We start from the raw sequence: 24,173 nt of genomic DNA on the forward strand, positions 1-24,173 counted from the left end.
TTCTTCTCTTCATACAAAATTCCTCCCAAAGTTTGTTTCCAAGATTAAATTTTAACTCTTTTTCACCCCTCACTCAACTCCTAACTCTACCTTCAAAACGTGTCCAACTTTTTTGGGAGCAATATAAATTCCCCACCAAGTATGTGCTAATAAGTTAGTTTTTTTTGAAGATGCTGTTTTAACCAAACTAATATACACCATACCCATAGATATTAACATACCCAACTTAGAAAATTCGTTAAAACTTCTTTTATTAGCAAAAAACAGATATTGAAGACCTGTTGTCCACAACCATTTAGAAGGTGTTAAACTATTCCAGTTTTTTGTTATTCCAGAAGCTATGGCCAAAGAGCAGCCAGTTTGCACTCCTCTAGCCAAACTATCAGCCAAAATAACATCTACTCTTACATTTTCTTTTTTGATAAATTTTTCCCTAAAACAAAACATCCCCTATTCCTGTACCTATCAATACTGTTTTTAATATCTTAGAAACTGTGAACCTTTGTTGTTTGACACAAGGATGGTAAACCGTTTGATACAGTAAGGACATAATTTACCCCTTTATAAGTTTTGTAAAATATTAAGCCACCTCTTCAACTAAAATATTGTCTAAAAGTTCTGGAAATAAATGTAAATGGACAGATTTAGAGTAAAGGACAAATCGTGTCTTTTTTTCAAATTCTACAGGCTTTACTGTTATGTTTAATAAATCATTTGTGTGGATTGAAGGCGAATGGGCGGTATTTTTATTGAAGCGACCTATGGACAAATATTAGAGCTTGTTTGCGAGTGGAGCTAAAAAAAGTTGCACCAGTCGGCGAAGCCGACCTTGCAACTTTTAGCGGAGCGAGCATTACAAGCTCTTATATGAAGTTCATCCTGGAGCGGAAATAAAAATACCGCCCATTCGCCCTGTTGAGTTATTAACCCATCAACTTACTATTAAGAATTTTTAAATTTCTTTTTGGTGTTAATAAACTATTCTTATTGACTATTTATTTTTTGATATTACTTTATATTATGAATCCATTGAGAAATTGATTAAAATAGTGTAAAATAAGCGGAAAAAACCGCTTATTTTTTTGTGCTTACTTATTTGCTTAACCCAAGACCTATTATCCCGGATTATAAATACCAATGGCTCTTAAAATATAGAATAGTTAGTATAAATAGAGGAGGGCGAATTAGAAATGGCTGTTAAATATAAGGATTACTATAAAATTTTAGGTGTTCCAAGGAACGCAACCCAGGAAGAGATAAATAAGGCCTTTAAAAAATTGGCCAAAAAATATCATCCAGACTTTAATCCAAACAATAAAGAAGCTGAAGAAAAATTCAAGGAAATAAACGAAGCCTATGAGGTTTTAAAGGACCCTGAAAAACGTAAAAGATACGACATGCTTGGTGCCGATTGGGAGCATGGCCAGAATTTTGAGCCTCCACCAGGATTTGAAAATGTCCGGTTTCATTTTAGTACAAGCGGTGGCGAAGGTTTTGAAGGATTTAGTGATTTTTTTGACCTCATTTTTGGTGATGTCTTTGGCGGGTCCCGGGGTGGTAGATTTAGAAGCTCCTCCAGAAAATCCAGATTTGCAGGTAATCCCTTTTCTGAATCTGGCCAATTTTATGGAAATGACTTTTTTGATCAAGCTAACGTCAAAGGTGCAGATTCAGAGGCAGAAATTGAACTAACACTAGAAGATGCATATAAAGGCGGAAAAAAGACAATTACCCTATCTGATGGGGCTTCATCAAAGGTGCTTACTGTAAATATTCCCCCTGGGGTTAGTGAAGGATCAAAGATTCGTCTGGCTGGTCAGGGACAAGTAGGACCTGGGGGAGCTAGAGGAGATTTATATCTTAAAGTAAAATTACTTCCCCATCATTTGTTTAAGGTTGAAGGAAATAACGTAATTTTAGACCTTCCCTTAACTCCCTGGGAGGCAGCTTTGGGATGTTCTGTGTCTATCCCTACTTTAGACGGTAGGGTTGAATTAAAGGTGCCTCCAGGCACAAGCAGTGGTCAGAAGCTGAGGCTAAAAGGGAAAGGCCTTGGTAGGGGAGCAAAAAAGGGAGACTTTTTTGCGAGAGTCCAGATTAAAGTACCAAAGAATTTGAGTCCCAGAGAAAGGGAGCTTTTTGAAGAACTAAAAAAAATATCAAGTTTTAATCCAAGAAATTTTTAAAAATTAAATAATTAAAAAGGAGGAAATTATTATGGATCTAAATAAATTTACACAAAAATCAAGAGAAGCATTATCTGATGCACAAAACATTGCTATCAAGCATAATAATCAACAGGTAGATGTTGAACATTTGGCATATGCACTGGTTTCTCAGGAAGATGGCTTGATACCCAGGGTTTTGGAAAGGGGAAATATTGATCCAAATGCCTATAAGGATTCCATTGAAAGGGAAATCCAAAATCTACCTAAGGTCATGGGACCTGGCGCCCAGCCAGGACAGATCTATGTAACCCAAAGATTAAATGATGTACTAGTTCGTGCCCAGGACTTAGCAAAAAAGATGCAGGACGAATACGTCAGTGTAGAACATATATTCATGTGTATATTAGATGAAAATCCTTCTACTCCAATTGGGAGAGTAAATCAGATATTTAAATTGGATAAAGATAAATTCTTATCCCTCTTAATTGAAGTGAGGGGCCATCAAAAGGTGACATCTGATAATCCCGAGGCAACCTATGAGGCCTTGCAAAAATATGGACGGGATTTAGTGGAAGAGGCAAGGCGTGGAAAATTGGATCCTGTTATTGGTAGGGATAGTGAGATTAGACGGGTAATTAGGATCTTGAGCAGGCGGACTAAAAATAATCCTGTCTTAATTGGTGAAGCAGGTGTTGGTAAGACAGCAATAGTAGAGGGCCTTGCCCAGAGAATAGTAAAACAAGATGTTCCTGAAGGATTAAAAGATAAGACCATATATGCCTTAGATATGGGAGCATTAATTGCTGGAGCCAAATTCAGAGGTGAATTTGAAGAGAGACTTAAGGCTGTATTAAAAGAAATTCAGGAATCTGAGGGCAGGATTATTCTATTTATTGATGAGCTCCATACAATAGTTGGTGCTGGTAGGGCAGAAGGTGCAATGGATGCTGGAAATATTCTAAAACCCATGTTGGCAAGGGGTGAACTTCATTGTATTGGTGCAACTACCTTAGATGAATACAGAAAATACATTGAAAAAGATCCAGCCTTAGAGAGGAGATTCCAACCTGTCATTGTTGATGAACCCTCAGTTGAGGATACAATTTCCATTTTGAGGGGACTTAAAGAGAGGTTTGAAGTACACCACGGAGTTAGGATAAGCGACAGTGCCCTTGTTACCGCTGCAACTCTCTCACATAGGTACATCTCTGATAGACATCTGCCCGATAAGGCCATTGATTTAATTGATGAGGCAGCAGCAAAAATAAGGACAGAAATTGATTCCATGCCAACGGAATTGGACGAGATAAATAGAAAGATTATGCAGCTGGAGATAGAGAGAGAGGCGCTTAAAAAGGAAAAAGACGAGGCATCTAAGGAGAGGCTAGTTAAGTTAGAAGAAGAACTTGCAGAACTCACAAAACTAAGAGATGAGATGCTTGCCCAATGGGAAGAGGAAAAGAAAGAGATCAAAGAGCTTCAACAGCTAAAAGAAGAGCTTGAGCGTGTGAGGTTGGAAATAGAAGAGGCAGAGAGAAATTATGATTTAAACAAGGTGGCTGAGCTGAAATATGGAAAATATACTGAAATTGAAGCAAAAATAAAGGCAAAAGAAGAAGAGCTTGAGAAAAAAGGTAAAAGGAGATTATTGAAAGAAGAGGTTGGACCTGAAGATGTAGCTGAGATTATTTCCAAGTGGACAGGTATTCCTGTGACAAAACTAATGGAAGGTGAAAAAGAAAAACTTTTGAGACTTCCTGATGAGCTGCATAGACGTGTTGTGGGACAGGACGAGGCTGTGCAGGCTGTATCCAATGCAGTCTTAAGGGCAAGGGCTGGCCTAAAGGATCCAAACAGACCTATTGGTTCATTTATGTTCCTAGGACCTACAGGTGTTGGAAAAACTGAATTATGTAAGACCCTGGCTGAAGCCTTGTTTGATACAGAAGACAATATGGTTAGAATAGATATGTCTGAATATATGGAAAAACATACTGTGTCCCGTTTAATTGGAGCTCCTCCAGGATATGTGGGTTATGAAGAGGCAGGACAGCTCACTGAAGCGGTGAGGAGAAAACCTTATTGTGTAGTACTTTTAGATGAGATAGAAAAGGCACATCCTGATGTATTTAATATACTCTTGCAAATATTAGATGATGGTCGACTCACTGATAGTCATGGTAGGACAGTAGATTTTAAAAATACCATAATAATTATGACATCAAATTTAGGATCCAATTATCTACTTGAAGGTATAACTGAAACTGGTGAGCTAAAACCAGGGGTAAAAGAGCAGGTATTTGCCCAATTAAAGTCCCACTTCAGACCTGAATTCTTGAACAGGATTGATGAGATTGTCTTGTTTAAACCTCTTATGTTAGAAGAGATCAAAAAGGTTGTGGATCTACTTGTTGAGAGGATCAGAAACAGACTACAAGAAAGGAAGATTGGCCTTGAGTTAACAGAGAGAGCCAGGGAATTTATAGCAAGGGAGGCCTATGATCCAGTTTACGGCGCGAGACCTTTAAGAAGATACCTACAGACAAAGGTGGAAACAGAGATTGCCAAGATGATAATTGCAGGAAAGGTAATGGAAGGTCATAAAGTTATAATAGACGTTGAAAATGGTGCATTGGTTTTTAAGGTAAATTAATAAGACAATAAAAAGTTTCCTTGGAATTAGCCTAGGTTTGTCAAATGGCAAATCTAGGCTAATTTTTTTTAACTAGACTACGTTATTGTTTTCTCACCAGAAAGTGAATAAAGAAAGGTGTGCCTATAATAGAACTTATCACACCAATTGGTATTTCTGTTGGAGCAAGCATTATCCTTGAGATTAAATCACAAAGAACCAAAAAACTACCCCCTAAGAAAAGCGATCCCCAGAATATGTATTTGTTATTCGCCCCAACTATCAATCTCACCACATGTGGAATAATAAGTCCAACTAGGCATATTGGACCAGTTACACTAACAATTGCCCCAATTATCAGTGATGACGAAGAAATAAAAATAAAGTAATAAAAAGTTACGTTTATGCCCCTGGTAAAGGCAATGTCGTCTCCCATTGCGATCAGATTAAGTTTTGAGAGATTTAAAAGTACGATCAATATTCCAATAATAAACATAGGCAATATCTTTTTAATGTCAGAAAACCCCAAAATATCAATTGAACCAATAAGCCAATGGAGTATTTCCCTGGTCTGGGTAAAATTTGCAAGATATTGACATAGTATAATGAGACCAAGAAACATTAGATTTAATGCAAATCCTGCCATAATTAGTAAATGGGTATCAATAGCAAAAGTATTTTTTTGGGAGATAAAATAAATAATATAAATTGTAAATATTGCCCCTAAAAAAGAAAAAATAGATGAAATTGATATAAAAGTGCAAGTCAATGAATCTATACCCAGAAGAATAGTTAAAACTGCACCAAAAGAAGCTCCGCTGGATACACCCAAAACAAAAGGAGAAGATAGAGGATTTTTAAAAACTGACTGAAAAACCATTCCACAAATAGCAAGTCCTCCCCCTGCCATTACGCACAAGATTACCCTTGGAATCCTTATTGTAAATAATATGTTTGCTTCCACGCTTTCCAAATTTTCAAGTGCATAGGTTAGATCGATGTGTTGGCTTCCCACTACTATTCCACCTAGAATGGTACAGATAAAAAAAATACATAATAAAAAAATCTTACCTTTTATTATAGTTTGGGTAAGTTCATGTTCTTCAAAATTCATATTTAATACCAGTACTAAAGATTTTTTATTAAATTTCATTTGGATTATTGTATATATTTTGAGGGAACACAATGTGAAAACTTGTTATCTTTCCAGGAGAGCTGTGTACATAAATGCGTCCCCCATAGAGCCTAACTAACCTTTTTACTAAAAATAGGCCAATTCCATTTCCTTTTTTGGATTTTGTGGTGAGAAACGGTATGAATATTTTTTGTAAATCTTCTTCCTTTATCCCTGGACCATTGTCTTCTAATTGAATAAAAAGTCTATTTTTTCTTATAAAACTCCTGACTGTAATTGTTCTTTCCTTATTGGGATTATTGTCATGTTTAAAAGCATCTACGCTATTTAAAATTAGATTTTCTAAAATGGAATGTAAATGATCCTTATTTATTTGTAAAATAAAATTATCTTCTACTTCTATGTTAAATTTAATTTTGTTATTTTTCAAAATTTCAAAATTTGATTCATATATATCTAGTAATACCTCATTTAAATTTATTGTATTGAGAGTGTCTTTATTTAATTTTGTGTAATTATCTATAAAATTAGCTAATGAAAGAATTCTATTAATTCCAGCGAGACACATATTAATTTGTCTTTTTAGTTTTAATAACAACGAATTATTATATATCATTTTAATTATATCTTCATACAATGACCTGTCAATTTTTTCCTCTATTAATGATTTCCTTATTCGTTCCATACTGTCATCAAAATTAGAAGGTATCTCCTGACTTATATTATCAAAAATCATTTTATGATCCTGTATGACATTTTTGATTTCATGAATAAATCCCCCTATTAGATACTTTTCAGAGATCTGTTTATCTTCTTCAATTACAGATATTAATGGTTCTTCGGTTTGCGATAAAATATCAGGCAAGAATATTTTACTATTTTGTGTCTCAAACGCTATAATAGCTGTATCAAATATATCTTCGATAATATCCTCTTTTATTTTATGTGTAGAATCTACTTCATATACTATTTTTCCTTTTTTTAAAAAAAATAATTTATGGCAAAATCTAGTGGCCATGTTGATGTCATGGAAAACCATGACTATGGTCTTTTTATATTTTTTAGTAAGCAAATACAGGGCATTTAATATCCTCCTTTGATAATTTATGTCCAAATTGGATATGGGTTCATCAAGTAACAATATTTCTGGATCTTGAGCAAGACAAATAGCTATGGCAACTCTTTGTAATTCTCCCGAAGATATCTCAGTCAACTTTCTATTGGCGATGTGTTCAATTCCAGTGAGTTCTACTGCTTTTTCAATTGCCTCTCTGTCATGTTTAGATAAGATGTTAAATGGACCTAAGTAAGGAAAACGGCCAGATAAGATAGTTTCATATACAGTAAAAGGAAAGTAGGCAGGGATATGTTGGGGAACGAATCCAATTAGTTTTGCCCGATCCCTGTGTTTGTAATGTGTTAATGGTTTATTGTTTATTAAAATTTTACCAGATTGAGGATGGAGGATGCCAGCTAAGACTTTTAGAAAAGTTGTTTTTCCACTACCATTTGGACCAAGTATTCCTATAATTTCTCCTTTTTGAACATTTAAATTAATATCCTTTAAGACCTCTTTATTATGATATTCAAAATTAATTCTTTCTAATTTTATCATTTTTCTATTTCATCAGCATAAAGACAATTTATAAAATCCCTAGCAATTAATGGAATTCGTGGTCCTGGAATTGTTATATAGGGCTTAGATAACACATAAATTCTTTTATATCTTACTGCATTAATTTTATCCAGTTTAGACCATAATATTAATGATTTATTTGAATCAATACCAAGATTTCTACTAGAAGCTTCAATAATTACATCAGGATTTCTAGCAACAATTTCTTCTAATGATATCCTTTCATAAGGTTTGTCTATATCCTCTAAAATATTTTTGGCTCCACATAATTTTAATATCTCTCCCAAAAAACTTTTATCTGTTGCTGCCCAAACATCCTTTAATCTATTTATTTCTCTATAAACTACTATAAGAACTCTTAGTTTGCACTTTTTATCTACTTTACTTACAACTTTGTTAAGTCCCATTTTGATATTTCTTATCAAAAAATTAGCCTTATTCTCTATGCCAAAAGTTTTTCCTATGGTATAAATAGAATTATAAATATCAGATAAAGAATTGTATGTAACTTCTATATATCTTATATTCATTTTTTGACAAAATGTTTTTAATTTGGAATTTCCTTTTAAAAAAATAATACATGTTGGTTTAATGAGTGCAATTGTCTCTAGGTTAAAGTTGAAATTACCCCCAATCCGGGTTTTGTGTCTTGCTTGTTTTGGATAATTACAAAAATTTGTGACCCCTACCACTTCGTCCCCTAACCCTAGGGCAAAAAGTATTTCAGTGGTAGAAGGGGCAGTTGAAACTATCCTCTCAAAGGCTATGGATGAGCACGGTAACAGAGATAATATGAAGATTATTAGTAAGGTTTTTAAATTCCTCATTATATATCTGTTGTTTTTAAATACCTATAGTAACTATCAATATTATAAACTGCAGCAAGGGGGTTATGTCCAAGTAACCTGTCTTTTACAGCAAGCACTGTGCAGGGAGATTCTGTGTACTTCAAAAACAATGTATCGTGCCCAACACATAGGCCTAAAAGTATATTTAGATCTGTTTTTTCTGAGTTTAAGACCATTGCCTGTAATATGGGATTGCACATAGATTCATATTTTCCAACGGCAATTTTTTGGTCATCTGAAATCCCAATGGTTTCCTTTGGGACAGAGCCCACTTTGCAGATCACTGATACAACCTCAAATCCCAGATTGGAATAGAATTTTTCCACCACCTTGGCTTCATTTCTTAGGCCCACACAAAATGCTATTCCAAGTCGTTTAAAGTTCATTTTTTTTGCATATTCTGCTATTTCTAATATCCTGGGTTTTATTGGGATTACCCTTTCATATCCTTTGTCCCTGTTTCCATATCCTTCTGCTTCTTGTAAGGATGCATTTTGGGCAAGGATATAAACATCTGGTTTTTTGTACTCCAATCTACTTTTTTCAATTAGATCTTTTTTTATTACTGTTGGGCAATTTTTAGGGTGCTTTCCTCCTTTTTCACGCCTGCAAATCCTCTCGGAGACCTCTATTGAACACGTTGCACAATTTGGTTTTAATTCCATTTTCAAACCTCCTTATTTATCAACATGTTAAAATTTTAGACTCTTTTTAGGAACTTAGCAAGGAGTTTTGTGTTTTGAAATTGGTAAATTTTATGTGTTTTTAAAACAGAAATAAGCTCCTCTTCATCTTCAGGAATTTGATCTATTTTTAAATAGTTGCCAATAGTTCCTACACATAGTGGTGAGTGACTATCTGTATTATATACTTCCTTGAGATTCCATTTATCTCTCACATGATTATATAAATCAATTTGTACAGGAACATAGAAGTTATTTTTTGCTCTCTTGTAGCCGGTAAGTAGGATATTAATGGAGTTCATTTCTATTCCATGTATCTGTGAAAAGATCTTGTTTTCGTCAAACTCAATATGATTACTCCACCTAAATAAATGGGCAACAAATATAAAACTCTTTGAGATATCTAGAGAGGGAATATTTAAAAGTTCTTCAAAAGAGATCATAAAGGGTACATTTATTCCTTTATTTTTCGTTATGATCACAAGATCTATGCCTTCTGACAGGGTAACTTCTAGCCCTGCATACAATTTAATCTCAGGAAATTCATTTTGAAGTTCCTTGATTTCCATTTCATTCCATTGTATTTGGTGTTCTGTTATCAAAAGGGCGTCAAGTCCATTTTTTATGGCAAGAATACAAGCATCTTGAGGAGTTAGATGGGAGCAAGGGGAATATCTAGTGGTATGGAGATGTAAGTCAATTATCACAATTCCTCCTTTGTTGTTTTTTGTAAAACTTATTTAAATTAATTAATAAGGGAGCGCAAGAGATGAAAATAGGAAGAAATGACCCATGTCCTTGTGGCAGTGGCTTAAAATATAAAAAGTGTTGTATGAGGAAAGACAAGGCAGCTAGCTCTTTTAAAAATTTAAAGGAACTTTACTGGAAAAAATATAAGATCAGGCTCAAAGAAAAAAAAGATATTTTGGGGATAAAGAGGGCAGGGGAGTTGGTTGTAAAGACCCTGGATATGGTGGAAAAAGAAATCCGCCCTGGGATAACAACTGAATATATCAACACCCTGGTCCACGAGTTCACCATTTCCAATGGTGGTATACCTGCACCTTTAAATTACAATGGATTTCCTAAAAGTGTGTGTGTTTCTGTAAATGAAGTAATATGTCATGGTATCCCTGGTGATAGGGTTCTTAAAGAAGGTGATATAGTAAATGTAGATGTGACTACCAAGTTAAATGGTTATTATGCTGATGCCAATAAGACCTTTTTTGTTGGCAAAGTTTCTGAGGATGCAAAAAAAATTGTCCATGTGGCCAAGGAGTCTTTAAAAAGGGGACTTAGCCAGGTGAAGCCAGGAAATAGTATTGGAGATATTGGGTGGGCGATCCAGCAATACGCAGAAAAGGAGCAGGGATGTTCAGTTGTGAGGGAAATGGTAGGGCATGGAGTGGGTTTTGAATTCCATGAACCACCTCAAGTTCCACACTTTGGGAAAAAGGGACATGGTATAGTCTTGGTTCCAGGCATGGTATTTACTGTTGAGCCAATGATTAATCTTGGCAAGAAAGACCTTGTTATCCTTCCAGATAAGTGGACTGCAGTGACCAAAGATGGGTCACTTTCTGCCCAATTTGAACAAACTGTGGTAGTTACTGAAACAGGGTATGAAAGTTTGACTCCCTATGATTTATAGACAAAAGAGGGCGAAAACGCATTTATGCGTTTTCGCCCAATGACTCGATTAGATTTATTCTTTTAAGGTGTCTTCCACCCTCAAACTCTTCCCGCAAAAAAGAATCCACAATACTTATTGCTAAATCAGATCCAATTACCCGTGCCCCTAAACACAATATATTGGCATTGTTGTGTCTTCTGCTCATTTTTGCCATATACTCATTAAAACAAAGGGCAGCCCTGATTCCCTTGATCCTATTTGCTGAAATTGACATTCCAATTCCTGAGCCACAAATAAGTATCCCAAGGCAGGAATCATTTAAAACTCCTTGGCAGACTTTAAATGCAAACTCAGGGTAATTACAGGAATCCTCACTGTAACATCCAACATCTTTTACTTCATATCCTTTGGCCATTAGATATTTCTTTAATTCCTCTTTCAAGGGATAACCTGCATGGTCTGAGCCAATAGCAATTTTCTTTTCCATATTTTTATCCTGAAGAAAATAGCTTTTTTGCTATGTTAGCAGCTTAATTTAAAGTTCTTCTGTCCTTTTATTGATAATTTGATCCCTTAGCTCTTCAATCTGTTTTTCAAGATAGACGATTTCTTTTTCCAGAAATTCAATCTGCTTTTTTGTAAGATCAATTTGTTCTTGCTGTTTTTCATCACCTTCTTGAAGATTATAATAAAGCTTCCCTAAATTAAGATATTCCCTGTCCAGCCTCTTTTTTAAATCTTTTATTTCCCATTTTCTAAGGCCCTTTATAATATTAAAATGTACCTCACTAATAACGGCCTTGATACTTAAAGGAATTGATTTAAAAAGAGAAGGTTTCATGGTGGTGGCATATGAATTTTCTTTTGACATAACATTCTCCTTTTTTAGTTTGTTTTAGTTTGTAGTAACTCTTGAGTAACATTTGATGGGATTTTTAACTTAAGGTCCTCTAAATGGAATCTGTCTTTAACACATATTTTCCGTTTTATTTTAAAAACCATCTCGCCCAAATTGGTATCCCTCAACACTATCTTTGAATCATTGAATATGTCGATACTTACTCCTTGATTTTCCCAGATATGCGCCCTGTTCTCATAGTAATATAATTTTGCCTCTTTTACCAACTGGCCATTAAAAAAATATTTAACCCCATCAGAGAGTTGTTTAATTTTTTTTGGGGAAGAGATAAAGGTTTTCCAATCTCCAGTCAACAATTTTAATAAGAATTCAGGTGGTATTTTTGTTTTAATGCCAAAATACGTTAATATTTCTTTGGAATTATTGAGGATATAGAGTTTATTTTCTCTTACAGAAAGTATTTCTACCATATTTTTTTCTATTTTAATAAGAAATAGGGTAGTTCCAAAAGGAGATTTTATTTCCATAATCCATGGAAACCACTTATTTCCCTTGAGATGAAATTTACCCCTGAAATTTTGTTTTTTGGAAAAAAAATAAATTACACCTTGGATTTCATATGCCTGACACCCCTGATGTTCACTTCCAAGCCTGTATTTATTCAAGAGTTCAGTTGGTGAGGGCAGAGTATGTGTTTTTTTTATGCTAGCGCAGCTAGCAATGAGTAATAAAAAAATAAAAAGACCTATGTTTTTTTTATATGTAGTGAGATTTTTCATATTCAGAGAATTAACTTATTTAAGAGCCTTTAATTTTTTTTCTATTTTAGATGGGTCTTCGGGATCATTTAATAAGGAATTTTTATAACCTTTTTTTGCCTCTTTTAAATTTTTAATCTTAATGGCAATATCTCCATAATGTTCCCATATTGTGGGATCTAGTTTTGTATTTTTCACTGCCTTTTTTATGTATTCCCATGCCCTTTTGTAATCTTTTATTTTGTAGTAATACCATGCTAGAGAATCTAAAAAATATCCATTGTTTGGTTCTATTGCTAGGGCCTTTTTTATGAGTTCACATCCTTTTTTTAGGTCTTTCCCCATATCAACAAGGGTGTATCCTATGAAATTTAAGGCAGAAGCATTATTAGGATCTTTTTTCAATATTTTTTCCATAATGGATAAGGCTTTTTTTATGTCATTTAATTTATAATAAATTGTTCCCAATTGAAAGAGCAATTTTATATCATCTGGATTTTGATTTAAACCCTCTTCTATTATTTTTTTTGCCTTATTAAATTTTTTGTTTATCACGTATATATCACTTAAAAAAATTCTTAGTTTTATGTTATTTTTGTGTTTCTTTAATTGCTGTTCTAAAATTTTCTCTGCTGCATTATATTGTTTTTTGTTTAATAGGATCTTAATTTTGAGGTCTAATGCATTTAAATAAATATTGCTGTTTTCAGGAATTTCATCAATGGATTTAATTGCTCCGTCTTTATCTTTATATTTTTTTAATTTTATTATTGCATTAAAATATGAAATTTGAGGATATTCATCTTTAAAGTTTTCTATTGTCTTGATTAATCCTTCTGCCTGATCATAGAGACTTTCTTGTAAAAAAATTGCTATTACATCTATTATATCCTTTGGATCTGATAGATAATCCTGGGCAATTGAATATGCCCTATCTACATTCCCAAGTTTGACATTTATATCAATTAGTCTAAATATCAGTTCTCTATTTGTAAATCCTTTTGAGATTAATTTTGAGTATATCTTTTCTGCAGATACCAAATCATTTTCAAGTTCATATAGATATGCCAGTTCAGCCCATCCTCTCAAAAATTCAGGATTTAATCCTGTTGCTTTTTTAAAATGGTATATGGCCTTTTTTCTGTTATTTATTTTTAAGTAACACTTTCCTAAAATAAAATGAGTCCTATAAGTTCTCTTATCTTGAGGAATTTTTAATAAGTATTTTATAGCTGTATTGAATTTATTTTCTTGAAATAATATATTGGCTATTTTCTCCTTTGCAAGGTAGTCTTTTGGATGTGCCTTTATATATATTTTTAAAAGGGAGTATGCATTGTAATTTTCTTTTTCAAAAGTATATACATCAGCTAGAAAAAATACCAAATCCCTATTCCCTGGATTTTTTTGCAATCCAGACTTTAAAATGTCCTCTGCCTCTTTAATCTTTCTTTTAGAGATAAGAAAACGCGCGTATTCTATATAAAATTCAGGCTCAGGTTTATAGCTAATAGCTTTTTTTAGGGAATCTTCAGCTTCTTTGTATTTTTTTTGTTTTGCAAGGTCTAAAAATTTTAAATAATGATATGTAGCTAATGCATCTACATTCATTGGTGTGGGCTTATAGACAATGTAATTTTTTTTCAAGCCACATCCAGCCAATAACAAGACAAGAATAATAGTTATTACTTTTCTTCCCATAGTCTCACCAACTTTTGGTATATAAAGTTTCCAATTTTAAGTCCTACTTCAATAAATTCTGGTCCATAGATTTGACCTGTAGAAGTCCTAAAGGTGTTTGATATTGATTTAATTACCTCAATTCCCTTGGGGAATCTTTCAATAATTTTTTCTAGAGGCCATTCCTGGTAGTCACAAATTTCCCATAGGGTTGTAGTAAAATTATCTGGTCCCCATCTAAATTTATCCGCGTCATACAGAACATCGCTAAGTAGCTTGGCCTCTGGAGAGGGAGGAGGGTCAATTGGTTTAAACGCCTCGTGGGTTTTTATGGCATAAAAAATTGCTTCCCTCTCTTCATCTGACAGAGGGAAGTCTGTAATTATTTTCATAGCCAGGTGCGCTCCTTCAATCGCATGATCTGGTTCTAATCGACAAATATCGTGCATAAGGCCACACAATTCTGCGAGGAGCACTAAATGTCTACAATGTGTGGCATCGTTGTGGAAATATTCTATTAACATTAATGCCCCAGCCTCTATTGCCACCTTTTTTGAATGGTCAACTCCATGTCCAAAGTCATCATTTAAAAAAGGCAGAACATCTTCAGAACACCTTAAGATAAGGGGATGATCAAAAAAGAGTTCTTTGGCATACGAAAGTTCTGCAGCAAAATGCTCATAAAAATTTAAATTGAATTTAGAACCATAGGCCTTGGTTTCATTTTTTAATATTTCAAATATATTATTCTTCATGAATCCAGTCTTTTGAAAAATCTTTTATAGCTGATGAAAAGTGATCCTTTAACTTTTGGAGCAGCCTATTTTCTATCTGTCTCACTCTTTCCCTTGTGATCCCATATTTCTCACCTATTTCCCTCAAGGTCAAGGGGTTTGATGCAAGTAATCTTAAATATAGAATGTCTTTTTCTTTTTCATTAAGTTTTGGCTCTATTTCCTTTATCTTTTCTTTTATATGTTCAGATATTTCCCGTTTGGCAAACCTTTCTTCAATACTTGCCTCCAAGGCTGGAACCATATCCAGATGGGTGACATTTGAGTCCTCACTACCAAATGGAGTATCTAAAGACATGTCTTGATATGCCATCCTTTGAGCCATTTCTATTACTTCTTTTTCATCCACATCCAGCCTTTCTGATAGGATTTCAGCATCGGGATTAACGCCTAATTTTTGTAGCTCCTGACGTTCTTTGTTTAAATTATAGAAGAGTTTTCTCTGATTTTGGGTGGTACCGATTTTCACAAGTCTCCAGTTATCCATAATGAATTTGAGTATATATGCCTTTATCCAGAAGGCCGCATAATACGAAAACTTAATACCTTTTTCTGGGTCAAACTTCTCTACTGCCTTTAAAAGCCCCACATTGCCTTCTTGTATTAACTCTAAGAGATTTTGCATCCACTTTCGTTGAAACTCCATGGCTATTTTTACCACAAGCCGAAGATGTGAAGTGACTAATTTTAACGCAGCCTCTTTGTCCTTTTTATATTTTACCCTTTTTGCAAGCTCCAACTCCTCTTCAGGACTTAAGATGGGAAATTTCATAACTTCCCTTATATATTTTGCCACAGCATCCTGAACTGCAGGGGTTTTAGACGGAGACAAAACCGGAAGATTGGCTTTTAAATCCTTTGGTTTTTCTATTAAAATCTCAGGCTCTACAACAGTTGAAGCTTGATTGTCTTGTTTTCTTGGGTTATTGTATTTTAGTTTTCCCATAATCCTCTCATTAGGAGATATTTTATGTGTTTAAAAAAAATAATACTTTGTTTGTTTCTTTTTCTCATGACTTCTTCTGTAGCATATTCTAACTCAGTGGTAGAGGTCAACTCTAATAATCTTCTTTCAATTATAGCAAATTCAAAGGGGAAGGTTTTAGTTGTTAATTTCTGGGCATCATGGTGTCCTTATTGTAAAAAAGAAACCAAGGAGTTGACTATGTTAAGAAAGCAATACCACAGAGATAAATTAGAGATTTTAGGAGTTTCCTTTGATTCAAGTAAGAATAGTTTTACTCATTTTTTAACCAAACATAAAATTAATTATCCCTGTTATCTGGCATCAGATCCAAGGATTGGTACGATGTTTAATGTATATGGTATCCCGGCAACCATTGTTTATGATAAAGATGGAAGGGTTGCTAAACAATTTTCAGGTTACGTTAAATTGGATCAATTAAAAAGGACCATTGATAAGCTCATTTCAAAATAACTATGGGAAAAAAATTAATTTTAAGAAAGGCCATAATCCACGATGTTGAGGGTATCCATAGTCTTCTTCTTACCTTTGGAAATCAAGGCAAACTACTTCCCAGATCCCTCAGTAATTTGTATTCAAGTGTTAGGGATTTTTTTGTGGTAGTAGATAGTAATGGTAAGGTTTATGGTTGTGGAGCACTGGCAATAATATGGAAAGACCTTGCAGAGGTCAGGTCTGTGGCAGTGAGCGAAGAGATCCAAAAAAAGGGTTGGGGCAAAAGGATTGTTGAAGCTTGTCTTAGTGAAGCATTGACCTTGGGTATCTACAGGGTATTTGTCCTTACCTATGAAAAGACATTTTTTGCTAAATTTGGTTTTGTAGAAGTAGATAAAAAAGATCTTCATGAAAAAATCTGGATTGATTGTTTTAATTGTCCTAAATATCCAGATAACTGTGATGAAATTGCAATGGTGATTAATTTGTAATTGTCCTTGCTAAAACCGGAGGTATTGATGAAAAAAGAATTAAAATTAATTATTGAACAAGATAAAATAAAAAAAAGGATACAAGAACTTGGGAGGGAAATCTCGGAGCATTATAAAAATCTCACACATCCACTTATCTGTGTATGTATACTTAAAGGTGCTGTTATATTTTTTTCCGATTTAATTAGAGAGCTTAATATGGATGTGGAAGTAGATTTTGTTAGGCTATCAAGTTATAGGGATGGAACATCTCCTGATGAAAAATTATTATTTACAAAAGATATGGAAATATCTGTTAAAGATAGACATGTCCTTATAATAGAGGACATTGTTGATACAGGTGCAACTATTGCCTATTTAAAAAAGGTCTTAGAAGCACGCGGTCCAATAGATGTAAAGGTGTGTTCTTTAATTCATAAGGTGGAGAGGAGAAAAAAGAAAGTAGAGATTGATTTTTATGGTTTTAAAATAGAAAAGGGTTTTTTGGTTGGATATGGACTTGATTGTGCTGAAAAATATAGAAATTTAAAGGGTATTTATGAATTGATAACTGATTAAATGAGGTGGAGCATAACATGATAATATCTTGCCCAAAGTGCAATACCAAATACAGAGTTAAAGACGAATTATTAAATCCTGATGGAACAAAACTAAAATGCTCCAGATGTAAACATATATTTACTTTTTATCCAGAAAAAGAAGATGAAAAAGAAATAGATGGAGAAGCTAAAAAGTCCATTGATAAAGAAAAACAAATAAAAACTGAAGAAAAAATAAAATTATCATTAGAAGAGCCTACAATTGATGAAAAAAGTTCAAAAAAAATAAGAAATATAGTAATTGGTGTAGTAGTTGTAATATTGATTTCTGGTATAATTTGGTATTTTTATCCCACTATTTCTAAAAAAATTCCCTTTTTATCTCATAAAAAGGAATTAAAACAAATTTCCCATAATGCAACTAAAGTAGAGTCTGTGAAAAAGATAAATTTAGAAGATATAAAACAATATTTTGTGGACAATGAAAAAATTGGCAAAATACTCGTTATAGAGGGCAGGGCGGTAAATAAATTTGAAAAACCAAAGGAACTTATTAAAGTAAAAGCTACTCTATATGATAGTAATGGAAAACAAATTGCTCAAAAGACTATTCTATGTGGAAATAAACTGTCTTTATTTCAACTCCAGTCATGGACAAAGGATCATCTTGAAAAGGAGTTAAATTCAAAGGTTGGAGTACTTATGAAAAACACCAATCTTCAACCAGGTGCAGGCGTAGATTTTATGGTTTTATTCTACAATCCCCCTGAAAATGTATCTGAATATGGCCTTGAAGTAGTTCAGGCATTGGATGTGGAAGAAAAAAATAAATAATCAAAATATATAATTATGAAAAAAGGCTATGTTTGCTCTTTTTGTGGTGCAAGGTTTGTAAAGTGGCAGGGTCAATGCTCAAGGTGTGGCAGATGGGGAACACTTGAAGAGATAAAAGACCTCTCCAAAAAAGATGACTTAAACTCCCATCAAGTAGAAATGGCCCCAATTTCTTTAAAGGAAATATCTAAGGACAATATTAAATTTCTATCTTCTGGTTCCTCCATCTTTGATCACTTTTTAGGTAGAGGCATGGTAGCAGGTAGTGTGATTTTGCTTGCTGGAGAACCTGGTGTTGGAAAGTCCACATTTTTAATGCAACTTTTATCGGGTTTTATAAAATCTGGGTTAAATGGGCTTTATGTATCAGGTGAAGAATCTTTGTATCAGCTAAAATTAAGGGCTGATAGGTTGGGTATTTGTGATGATAAGTTTAAGCTTCTGTGTACTCAAAACCTAAGCCCTATAATATCAATAATCAGGGAGAAAAATAGTCCAGATTTTATTGTGATAGATTCAATACAGACCATAAAGTCTCCTGAAGCTTCAGGAATTATGGGAGGAGTATCTCAAATAAAAGAAGTGACATCAAGACTTTATGAAGAGGCAAAGAAAAAAGACATTGTGGTTTTGATAGTAAGCCACATTACAAAAGATGGACAAATAGCAGGTCCAAAGCTTTTAGAACATATGGTGGATGTGGTTTTGTATATGGAAGGCGATAAACTCAGCTCATATAGGGTCCTTAAAATAACCAAAAATAGGTTTGGTCCAAGTAACAACATCCTTGTCTTGGAGATGGAAACAGGGGGACTTAAAATAGTAAAAGACCCTTCAACATTTTTTTTGACTTCCAGGGATTCTACTTCATCTGGAAGCTCTTTGGTTATGGCAATGGAGGGAAAGCGTCCGCTGGTTATTGAAATCCAGGCCCTTGTGACAAAAGGTTTTGGACAAAACCCAAGAAGAACTGCCCTTGGAATTGATCTAAACAGGCTATATCTGCTCATCGCCATTTTAGAAAAAAGGCTTGCCCTTCGATTTTATGAGATGGATGTTTATGTAAAGATAAGTGCAGGCATAAAAATATCAGATCCTGCAATGGATCTTGGTATATGCTCGGCCTTAATCTCATCTTATTTTGATATCCCTGTGCCTGATAGGACTGTTTTTTGGGGCGAGGTTGATTTAAATGGTTTTATTCGCCCATCATTTGGAGAAGATAAGCGCCTCTTACAGGCAAATAATCTAAACTTTTCCAAAATAATATGTCCAAGGTCAAAATATGTAGATGAATATCCCAAAGAAAAAATACATTGTCTATCAAATATTAAAGATCTAACTTCCCTTCAATTTTGTAAAAAATAGTGTATAAATTTTGGATTTTTGAGTGTAGCTCTAACCTTGTTCAACTACAATTGATTCAACTAATACCTTGGCAATCCCTTTTTTGAAATATCCCAGCCTCTTTGCCCCTTCCATGGTCAGGTCAATAATTCTTCCTTTAACAAATGGGCCCCTGTCATTTACCCTAACAATAATAGACCTTCCATTTTCCAGATTTGTAACTTTCACATACCATGGAAGTGGAAGATATTTATGGGCAGCTGTTAATTGGTGGGGATCAAATAATTCTCCGTTGGCAGTCATATGTCCACCCTTTTGTCTCAATGTCTCATACCCATACCATGAGGCATATCCGACTTCTCTGTAGTGTTTTGCCTGATCAATTGACATAGGTACATATCTTTTCCCAAAAACAACATAGGGGGAATTTTTCACCTTTCCCTGTTTTATTGCAAGTTTTGGTGGAAGGCCACCAATGCTTTTTATTTCTGGATGGGTCAATGGAAGATTAAAAGGCGCCCTTACCACTACATAGGTAAATTTTCCAACTTTATATACTACTTTTCCTGCAAATATTGTGGTCTTTACAGTAAATTTTGTGAGTTTGTAGGTAGTTTTTACAGTCGCTTTTGTAAGCTTATACGGAAGAGTTACAACAGTGCAAGATTGAAAGTATATACAAGATAAGATTAAATAAATCAGGCAATATTTTTTCATGATTTCATAAAAATAACTACTAGAATGGCCAATACAATCCTATACACTCCAAATGGACGTAATGTGGTTTTTCCAAGTAGATGAATAAATCCCTTAACAGCTATATATGCAGATATAAATGATACAATAAAACCTACAGTCAATATAACTAAATCATTTGATGAAAATATATTAAAATTTTTTAAAAGTTCAAGAGAAGTAGCACCAACCATAATGGGAACTGCTGCAATAAAGGAATATTCTGCTGCCAATTTTCTGTTTGCACCCAATATCATGCCTCCCATTATCGTTGCAGCAGACCTGGAAAAACCAGGCCAGAGCGCAAGACATTGGAAAAGACCTATCCCTAGGGCAAGATATGGGGTTATTTCATCTAAAGACTCATATTTTTCTGTTTTTCTCACACCTTCAACAATAAAAATCATAATAGCTCCTACAAAAAGAGCCATGGCCACACTTTTGGGAAAGAATAAATATTGTTTTATTGTTTTTTCAAATAAGAGACCTAAAATTGATGCAGGGAGAGATGTTAAAAATAATAGGTATAACCCATTAATTCCACTAAATTTTTTCTCACTAGGCCTAATTAATCCTAAAAATCTTTCCCAGTAAATACAAACCACCGATAAGATTGCGCCCAGTTGTATAACTACCTCAAATATCTTTGCTTTTTCCCCAGTGAATTTTAATAGCTCACCAGCAATTATAAGGTGTCCTGTTGAGGAAATAGGTAAAAATTCTGTTAACCCTTCTATAGTTCCCATTATTATTGATTTTAATAAAATATCCATAGAAGAAGATTTATAGGTGGATAGAAACTCGTAAGTCAACAAAAAAATGATGAATACGCAAGATATCGCCCTTGCATATGAAACATATATTTTTTATTAAAAAAATCGAAACAATCTTTTTGTCAGGGGTGAAAATGGATAGTTATACTTTTAATTTAAAAGATCTAAAAATAATTAGCCCTTTTTTAGGCGAGAGAAAATATAAAAAATTATCATATCCAATAAAAGTGGGACTCTATACCCTGATTGAGAACAGGGATGCAAAACTATTTTTTGATTTAAATGGAGAAATAAAATTTATACATGGTAAAATCCCTGACTGGATACACCCAAATGAATTTATTAAGAGGACCAAGGCCAATGATTTTATATATTATTCGTCTGGGGAATATTATGGTGGAATCTACGATGCAACAGGAGAATATTATGTACCTTGCTTTCAATATCCATCAAATAATTTATGGCAAAAAGATATAAAAGGGATTGTTGAATTTGGGAAAGCATTATGGAAAGATATTGTAGAAAAATTAAAAAGAGTTTCCATAAAGGAAATTCCCAAAAAAATCAGGAAAGATATAGAAAAAATAGTAAGTATTGATAATAGATATCTTAAAAAAAGAGCTATGCTTTTAAAAAAAATTTATGATGCAAATATAACTGTACTTCCTCCAGATACAAGACATGTAGATTATGAAATAATACCAATTATTATATCAGATGGATGTCTTTATCACTGCAAATTTTGCAGGGTTAAATCAAGAGATGTATTTTCCGAAAGATCAAAAGAGGATATCTTAGAACAAATAATAGATATAAAGAAATTTTACAATAGCGATATAAAAAATTATTCAAGTCTGTTTTTAGGTCTTCATGACGCATTTAATTGTTCATTTGAAACCATAAAATTTAGTATTGAAAAGGCAATGGAAATATTTCAAATTGAAAATTCTTATGTAAAGGATAAAAATATATTCTTATTTGCAAGTGTTGAATCTTTTTTAAATCAAAAATTAGATGTATTTGAATATTTAAATAAAATTCCAGATACAAAAGTTTTTATAAATATGGGATTAGAATCCGTGCATCAAGAAACCCTGAGAAAGATTGGTAAACCAATTGATTCAAGTCAAGTTAGAGAAAGTTTTGAAAAAATGTTATATGTAAATAAAAAATATATAAATATTGAGATAACGGCAAATTTTTTACTGGATTTATCTTTTTCAGAAAAGCATTTTGATTTGATGATATCTCTAATTAGAGATACTGTTAAACGTCCCTTTTATAAAGGCACAATTTATTTATCACCTTTAAGTACAGAAAATAAAAGAGATATATTAAATAAGGTAATGGAATTAAAGAGACATAGTTTTTTGCCAATGTATCTTTATATAATTCAGAGATTTTAAATTTATTAAAGAATCACAATTACGCAATTTTTAAAAAGGCTTTTTTAGCACCAACTAAATAAATTTTTGGAGTTGGCATGGAGAATTTTTTTAATCACAAAGAAAAATTGTTTGATATTTCCCTAAATTCAATAAAGATAGGAATAGTTATTTTGGATAAAGATAGTTGTATAAGATTTATAAATAAAGCAGCTAGGGAAATATTGGGTATTGATGAGAATTTAAATAGACTCTATTTATCTGATATTGCTTATAACGCCTGGCAAGAGATAAAGGAGATATTTAATACAAAAAAAGAACAAGTTGGTAAGAGAGAAAAAATTAAAGGAAAGACCCTATTTGTCCAGAGATATCCAATTTTGTATAGGGATCGAGTAATAGGTGTTATTAGTTTTTTTCAACATTTTTCAGAGATGGAGAAATTGGCAAAGGAGCTTGAATCTTATCATATGGTTGTAAATGAATTAAATACTATAATTGAATCAATATATGACGGCATTTTTGTTACTGATGGAGCGGGTAAGACAATAAGGGTAAACTCTTCCTGGGCGAAAATAACAGGTTTAAAACCAGAATATGTTTTAGGAAAGACTGTTACAGAGTTAGAAAAAAAAGGATATGTATCTAAATTTGTTACTCCAATGGTTATACAAGATAAGAAGCCAATGTCTCTACAGGCAAAGACAGTAACAGGTAAAGAAGTATTGGTATCTGGTAATCCAGTATTGGACAGGGATGGAAATGTAAGTATGGTGGTTACAACTGTAAGAGATTTATCAGAAATGAGGCAACTTAGCAGAGAATTAAAAGAAGCAAGAAAGCTTGCAAAGGAATATGAATATAAAATTAAGGAGCTGAAAAAGCAAATAATAAACTTTCCTTCAAATATAGTATGTGAATCAAAAGCCATGGAGAAGGTTTTAGATATAGTTGTTCAGCTCCAACACACCAAGGTTCCTGTTTTAATTTACGGTGAAACTGGTGTTGGAAAAGGAGTTATAGCAAAATTAATTCATAAGGCCTCGTTTCCAAAATTAGATGCTCCTTTTGTATGTATTAATTGTAGTGCAATTCCTGAAAGTCTTTTAGAAGCAGAACTGTTTGGTTATGAAAAAGGGGCATTTACTGGTGCTGATGTTGGTGGTAAGCCAGGTCTTTTTGAACTTGCTGATGGTGGAACATTGGTATTAGATGAAATAGGAGAATTGCCTCTGTACCTTCAAGCAAAATTACTTGCTGTTTTAGAAGATTATAAAATTCAAAGGATAGGGGGAACTAAACCCAAAAAGGTCAATATAAGAATAATTTGTATAACCAACAGGGATTTAAAGGAAATGGTCTCAAAGAGTGAGTTCCGTGAAGACCTATTTTTCAGAATAAATGTTGTTCCTATATTTATTCCGCCTTTAAGGGAAAGAAAGGAGGATATCTTACCGCTTATTCACTATTTTCTCAAGGAGTTCAATCAAAAATATAAAATGAATAAATCATTTTCAAGAAAAGTAATTGAGTTTTTGTATAACTACCATTGGCCAGGCAATGTGAGAGAATTGAGAAATTTAATAGAGCGTCTTATGATAATGAGTCAAAACAACCTTATTGATGAAAATGACCTGCCAAATGATATTCTCAGCCACAAAGAACCTTATAATAATCCTAAAAAATTCTATTCATTAAAAGAGATGGTTAAAGGTTATGAGATAAGTGTGATTAAAAGTGCAGTTAAAAAATATGGCAGTATTGTCAAGGCATCTGAAAAACTTCAAGTGTCTCCCTCTACTCTATATCGGAAATTGCAAAAA

At 33.4% G+C, this 24,173-nt stretch carries 24 protein-coding genes; 10 read left to right on the plus strand and 14 right to left on the minus strand.

Annotated features, from left to right (window positions below; translation table 11 throughout):
• Positions 1 to 69 precede the first annotated feature (69 nt).
• On the minus strand, positions 70 to 447 hold the full coding sequence (locus ACY2V1_RS10335) for a hypothetical protein (protein WP_461834717.1): 378 nt from the start codon (positions 445 to 447) through the stop codon (positions 70 to 72).
• Between the two features lie 743 nt (positions 448 to 1,190).
• Between ACY2V1_RS10335 and ACY2V1_RS10340 the strand changes: the two genes are divergently transcribed.
• Complete coding sequence (locus ACY2V1_RS10340; protein ID WP_461834718.1) at positions 1,191 to 2,186, plus strand: DnaJ C-terminal domain-containing protein; 996 nt, start codon at positions 1,191 to 1,193, stop codon at positions 2,184 to 2,186.
• Between the two features lie 31 nt (positions 2,187 to 2,217).
• The gene (gene clpB, locus ACY2V1_RS10345) at positions 2,218 to 4,821 is read left to right on the plus strand and encodes an ATP-dependent chaperone ClpB (RefSeq protein ID WP_461834719.1); all 2,604 of its coding nucleotides are present in this window, start codon (positions 2,218 to 2,220) and stop codon (positions 4,819 to 4,821) included.
• An 82-nt stretch (positions 4,822 to 4,903) separates the two neighbouring features.
• Here clpB and ACY2V1_RS10350 read toward each other — a convergent pair whose 3' ends face one another.
• The 5 genes from ACY2V1_RS10350 to ACY2V1_RS10370 are packed head-to-tail and all read right to left on the minus strand — an operon-like array spanning position 4,904 to position 9,809.
• On the minus strand, positions 4,904 to 5,914 hold the full coding sequence (locus ACY2V1_RS10350) for a FecCD family ABC transporter permease (protein WP_461834720.1): 1,011 nt from the start codon (positions 5,912 to 5,914) through the stop codon (positions 4,904 to 4,906).
• 28 nt (positions 5,915 to 5,942) lie between these two features.
• A complete protein-coding gene (locus ACY2V1_RS10355) occupies positions 5,943 to 7,550 on the minus strand; it encodes an ATP-binding cassette domain-containing protein (RefSeq protein ID WP_461834721.1) in 1,608 nt (535 codons plus the stop codon).
• Positions 7,547 to 8,398, minus strand: coding sequence for an ABC transporter substrate-binding protein (locus ACY2V1_RS10360; protein WP_461834722.1), 852 nt, complete (start codon positions 8,396 to 8,398; stop codon positions 7,547 to 7,549). The genes ACY2V1_RS10355 and ACY2V1_RS10360 overlap by 4 nt, the downstream gene beginning before the upstream one ends.
• Entirely contained in the window at positions 8,398 to 9,084 is a 687-nt protein-coding gene (locus ACY2V1_RS10365; RefSeq protein WP_461834723.1) for a DUF1847 domain-containing protein, read from the minus strand. Before ACY2V1_RS10365 ends, ACY2V1_RS10360 begins: the two co-directional genes overlap by 1 nt.
• Positions 9,085 to 9,119: 35 nt before the next feature.
• Entirely contained in the window at positions 9,120 to 9,809 is a 690-nt protein-coding gene (locus ACY2V1_RS10370; protein ID WP_461834724.1) for a PHP domain-containing protein, read from the minus strand.
• Between the two features lie 62 nt (positions 9,810 to 9,871).
• Between ACY2V1_RS10370 and map the strand changes: the two genes are divergently transcribed.
• Positions 9,872 to 10,753 (plus strand): type I methionyl aminopeptidase, encoded by an 882-nt coding sequence (map, locus tag ACY2V1_RS10375; RefSeq protein WP_461834725.1) that lies wholly within the window; start codon positions 9,872 to 9,874, stop codon positions 10,751 to 10,753.
• Positions 10,754 to 10,775: 22 nt separating this feature from the next.
• On the opposite strand, the gene rpiB is transcribed toward map, so the two are convergent.
• From rpiB to ACY2V1_RS10405, 6 genes are read right to left on the minus strand one after another with little or no spacing between them, the layout of a single operon-like run.
• Positions 10,776 to 11,222: a ribose 5-phosphate isomerase B gene (gene rpiB / locus ACY2V1_RS10380; RefSeq protein ID WP_461834726.1), complete on the minus strand. Its 447-nt coding sequence runs from the start codon at positions 11,220 to 11,222 to the stop codon at positions 10,776 to 10,778.
• A gap of 48 nt (positions 11,223 to 11,270) precedes the next feature.
• Positions 11,271 to 11,606, minus strand: coding sequence for a hypothetical protein (locus ACY2V1_RS10385; RefSeq protein WP_461834727.1), 336 nt, complete (start codon positions 11,604 to 11,606; stop codon positions 11,271 to 11,273).
• Positions 11,607 to 11,620: 14 nt separating this feature from the next.
• On the minus strand, positions 11,621 to 12,373 hold the full coding sequence (locus tag ACY2V1_RS10390; protein ID WP_461834728.1) for a hypothetical protein: 753 nt from the start codon (positions 12,371 to 12,373) through the stop codon (positions 11,621 to 11,623).
• 15 nt (positions 12,374 to 12,388) lie between these two features.
• Positions 12,389 to 14,053, minus strand: coding sequence for a tetratricopeptide repeat protein (locus ACY2V1_RS10395; protein WP_461834729.1), 1,665 nt, complete (start codon positions 14,051 to 14,053; stop codon positions 12,389 to 12,391).
• Complete coding sequence (locus ACY2V1_RS10400; protein WP_461834730.1) at positions 14,038 to 14,787, minus strand: HD domain-containing protein; 750 nt, start codon at positions 14,785 to 14,787, stop codon at positions 14,038 to 14,040. Before ACY2V1_RS10400 ends, ACY2V1_RS10395 begins: the two co-directional genes overlap by 16 nt.
• Positions 14,777 to 15,772 carry a sigma-70 family RNA polymerase sigma factor gene (locus ACY2V1_RS10405; protein ID WP_461834731.1) on the minus strand — a complete coding sequence of 332 codons (996 nt, stop codon included), beginning with the start codon at positions 15,770 to 15,772 and terminating at the stop codon, positions 14,777 to 14,779. The genes ACY2V1_RS10400 and ACY2V1_RS10405 overlap by 11 nt, the downstream gene beginning before the upstream one ends.
• Before the next feature lie 24 nt (positions 15,773 to 15,796).
• On the opposite strand from ACY2V1_RS10405, the gene ACY2V1_RS10410 reads away from it, so the two are divergent.
• From ACY2V1_RS10410 to radA, 5 genes are read left to right on the plus strand one after another with little or no spacing between them, the layout of a single operon-like run.
• The gene (locus ACY2V1_RS10410) at positions 15,797 to 16,264 is read left to right on the plus strand and encodes a TlpA family protein disulfide reductase (RefSeq protein WP_461834732.1); all 468 of its coding nucleotides are present in this window, start codon (positions 15,797 to 15,799) and stop codon (positions 16,262 to 16,264) included.
• A 2-nt stretch (positions 16,265 to 16,266) separates the two neighbouring features.
• Complete coding sequence (locus tag ACY2V1_RS10415) at positions 16,267 to 16,737, plus strand: N-acetyltransferase (RefSeq protein WP_461834733.1); 471 nt, start codon at positions 16,267 to 16,269, stop codon at positions 16,735 to 16,737.
• Between the two features lie 27 nt (positions 16,738 to 16,764).
• Complete coding sequence (gene hpt / locus ACY2V1_RS10420) at positions 16,765 to 17,295, plus strand: hypoxanthine phosphoribosyltransferase (protein ID WP_461834734.1); 531 nt, start codon at positions 16,765 to 16,767, stop codon at positions 17,293 to 17,295.
• Between the two features lie 17 nt (positions 17,296 to 17,312).
• Positions 17,313 to 18,110: a DUF3426 domain-containing protein gene (locus ACY2V1_RS10425; protein WP_461834735.1), complete on the plus strand. Its 798-nt coding sequence runs from the start codon at positions 17,313 to 17,315 to the stop codon at positions 18,108 to 18,110.
• Positions 18,111 to 18,125: 15 nt separating this feature from the next.
• Positions 18,126 to 19,478, plus strand: coding sequence for a DNA repair protein RadA (gene radA / locus ACY2V1_RS10430; protein WP_461834736.1), 1,353 nt, complete (start codon positions 18,126 to 18,128; stop codon positions 19,476 to 19,478).
• A gap of 30 nt (positions 19,479 to 19,508) precedes the next feature.
• On the opposite strand, the gene ACY2V1_RS10435 is transcribed toward radA, so the two are convergent.
• Positions 19,509 to 20,174 carry a septal ring lytic transglycosylase RlpA family protein gene (locus ACY2V1_RS10435; RefSeq protein WP_461834737.1) on the minus strand — a complete coding sequence of 222 codons (666 nt, stop codon included), beginning with the start codon at positions 20,172 to 20,174 and terminating at the stop codon, positions 19,509 to 19,511.
• Positions 20,171 to 20,965: an undecaprenyl-diphosphate phosphatase gene (locus tag ACY2V1_RS10440; protein WP_461834738.1), complete on the minus strand. Its 795-nt coding sequence runs from the start codon at positions 20,963 to 20,965 to the stop codon at positions 20,171 to 20,173. The genes ACY2V1_RS10435 and ACY2V1_RS10440 overlap by 4 nt, the downstream gene beginning before the upstream one ends.
• A 134-nt stretch (positions 20,966 to 21,099) precedes the next feature.
• Between ACY2V1_RS10440 and ACY2V1_RS10445 the strand changes: the two genes are divergently transcribed.
• Together ACY2V1_RS10445 and ACY2V1_RS10450 are read left to right on the plus strand one after the other, a co-directional pair.
• Positions 21,100 to 22,371, plus strand: a complete 1,272-nt coding sequence (locus ACY2V1_RS10445) for a radical SAM protein (RefSeq protein WP_461834739.1) — start codon at positions 21,100 to 21,102, stop codon at positions 22,369 to 22,371.
• A gap of 77 nt (positions 22,372 to 22,448) precedes the next feature.
• Positions 22,449 to 24,173, plus strand: a 1,725-nt coding sequence (locus ACY2V1_RS10450; RefSeq protein WP_461834740.1) for a sigma-54 interaction domain-containing protein, incomplete at its 3' end; no start/stop codon positions are given.

The organism is Desulfothermus sp., assembly GCF_053993635.1.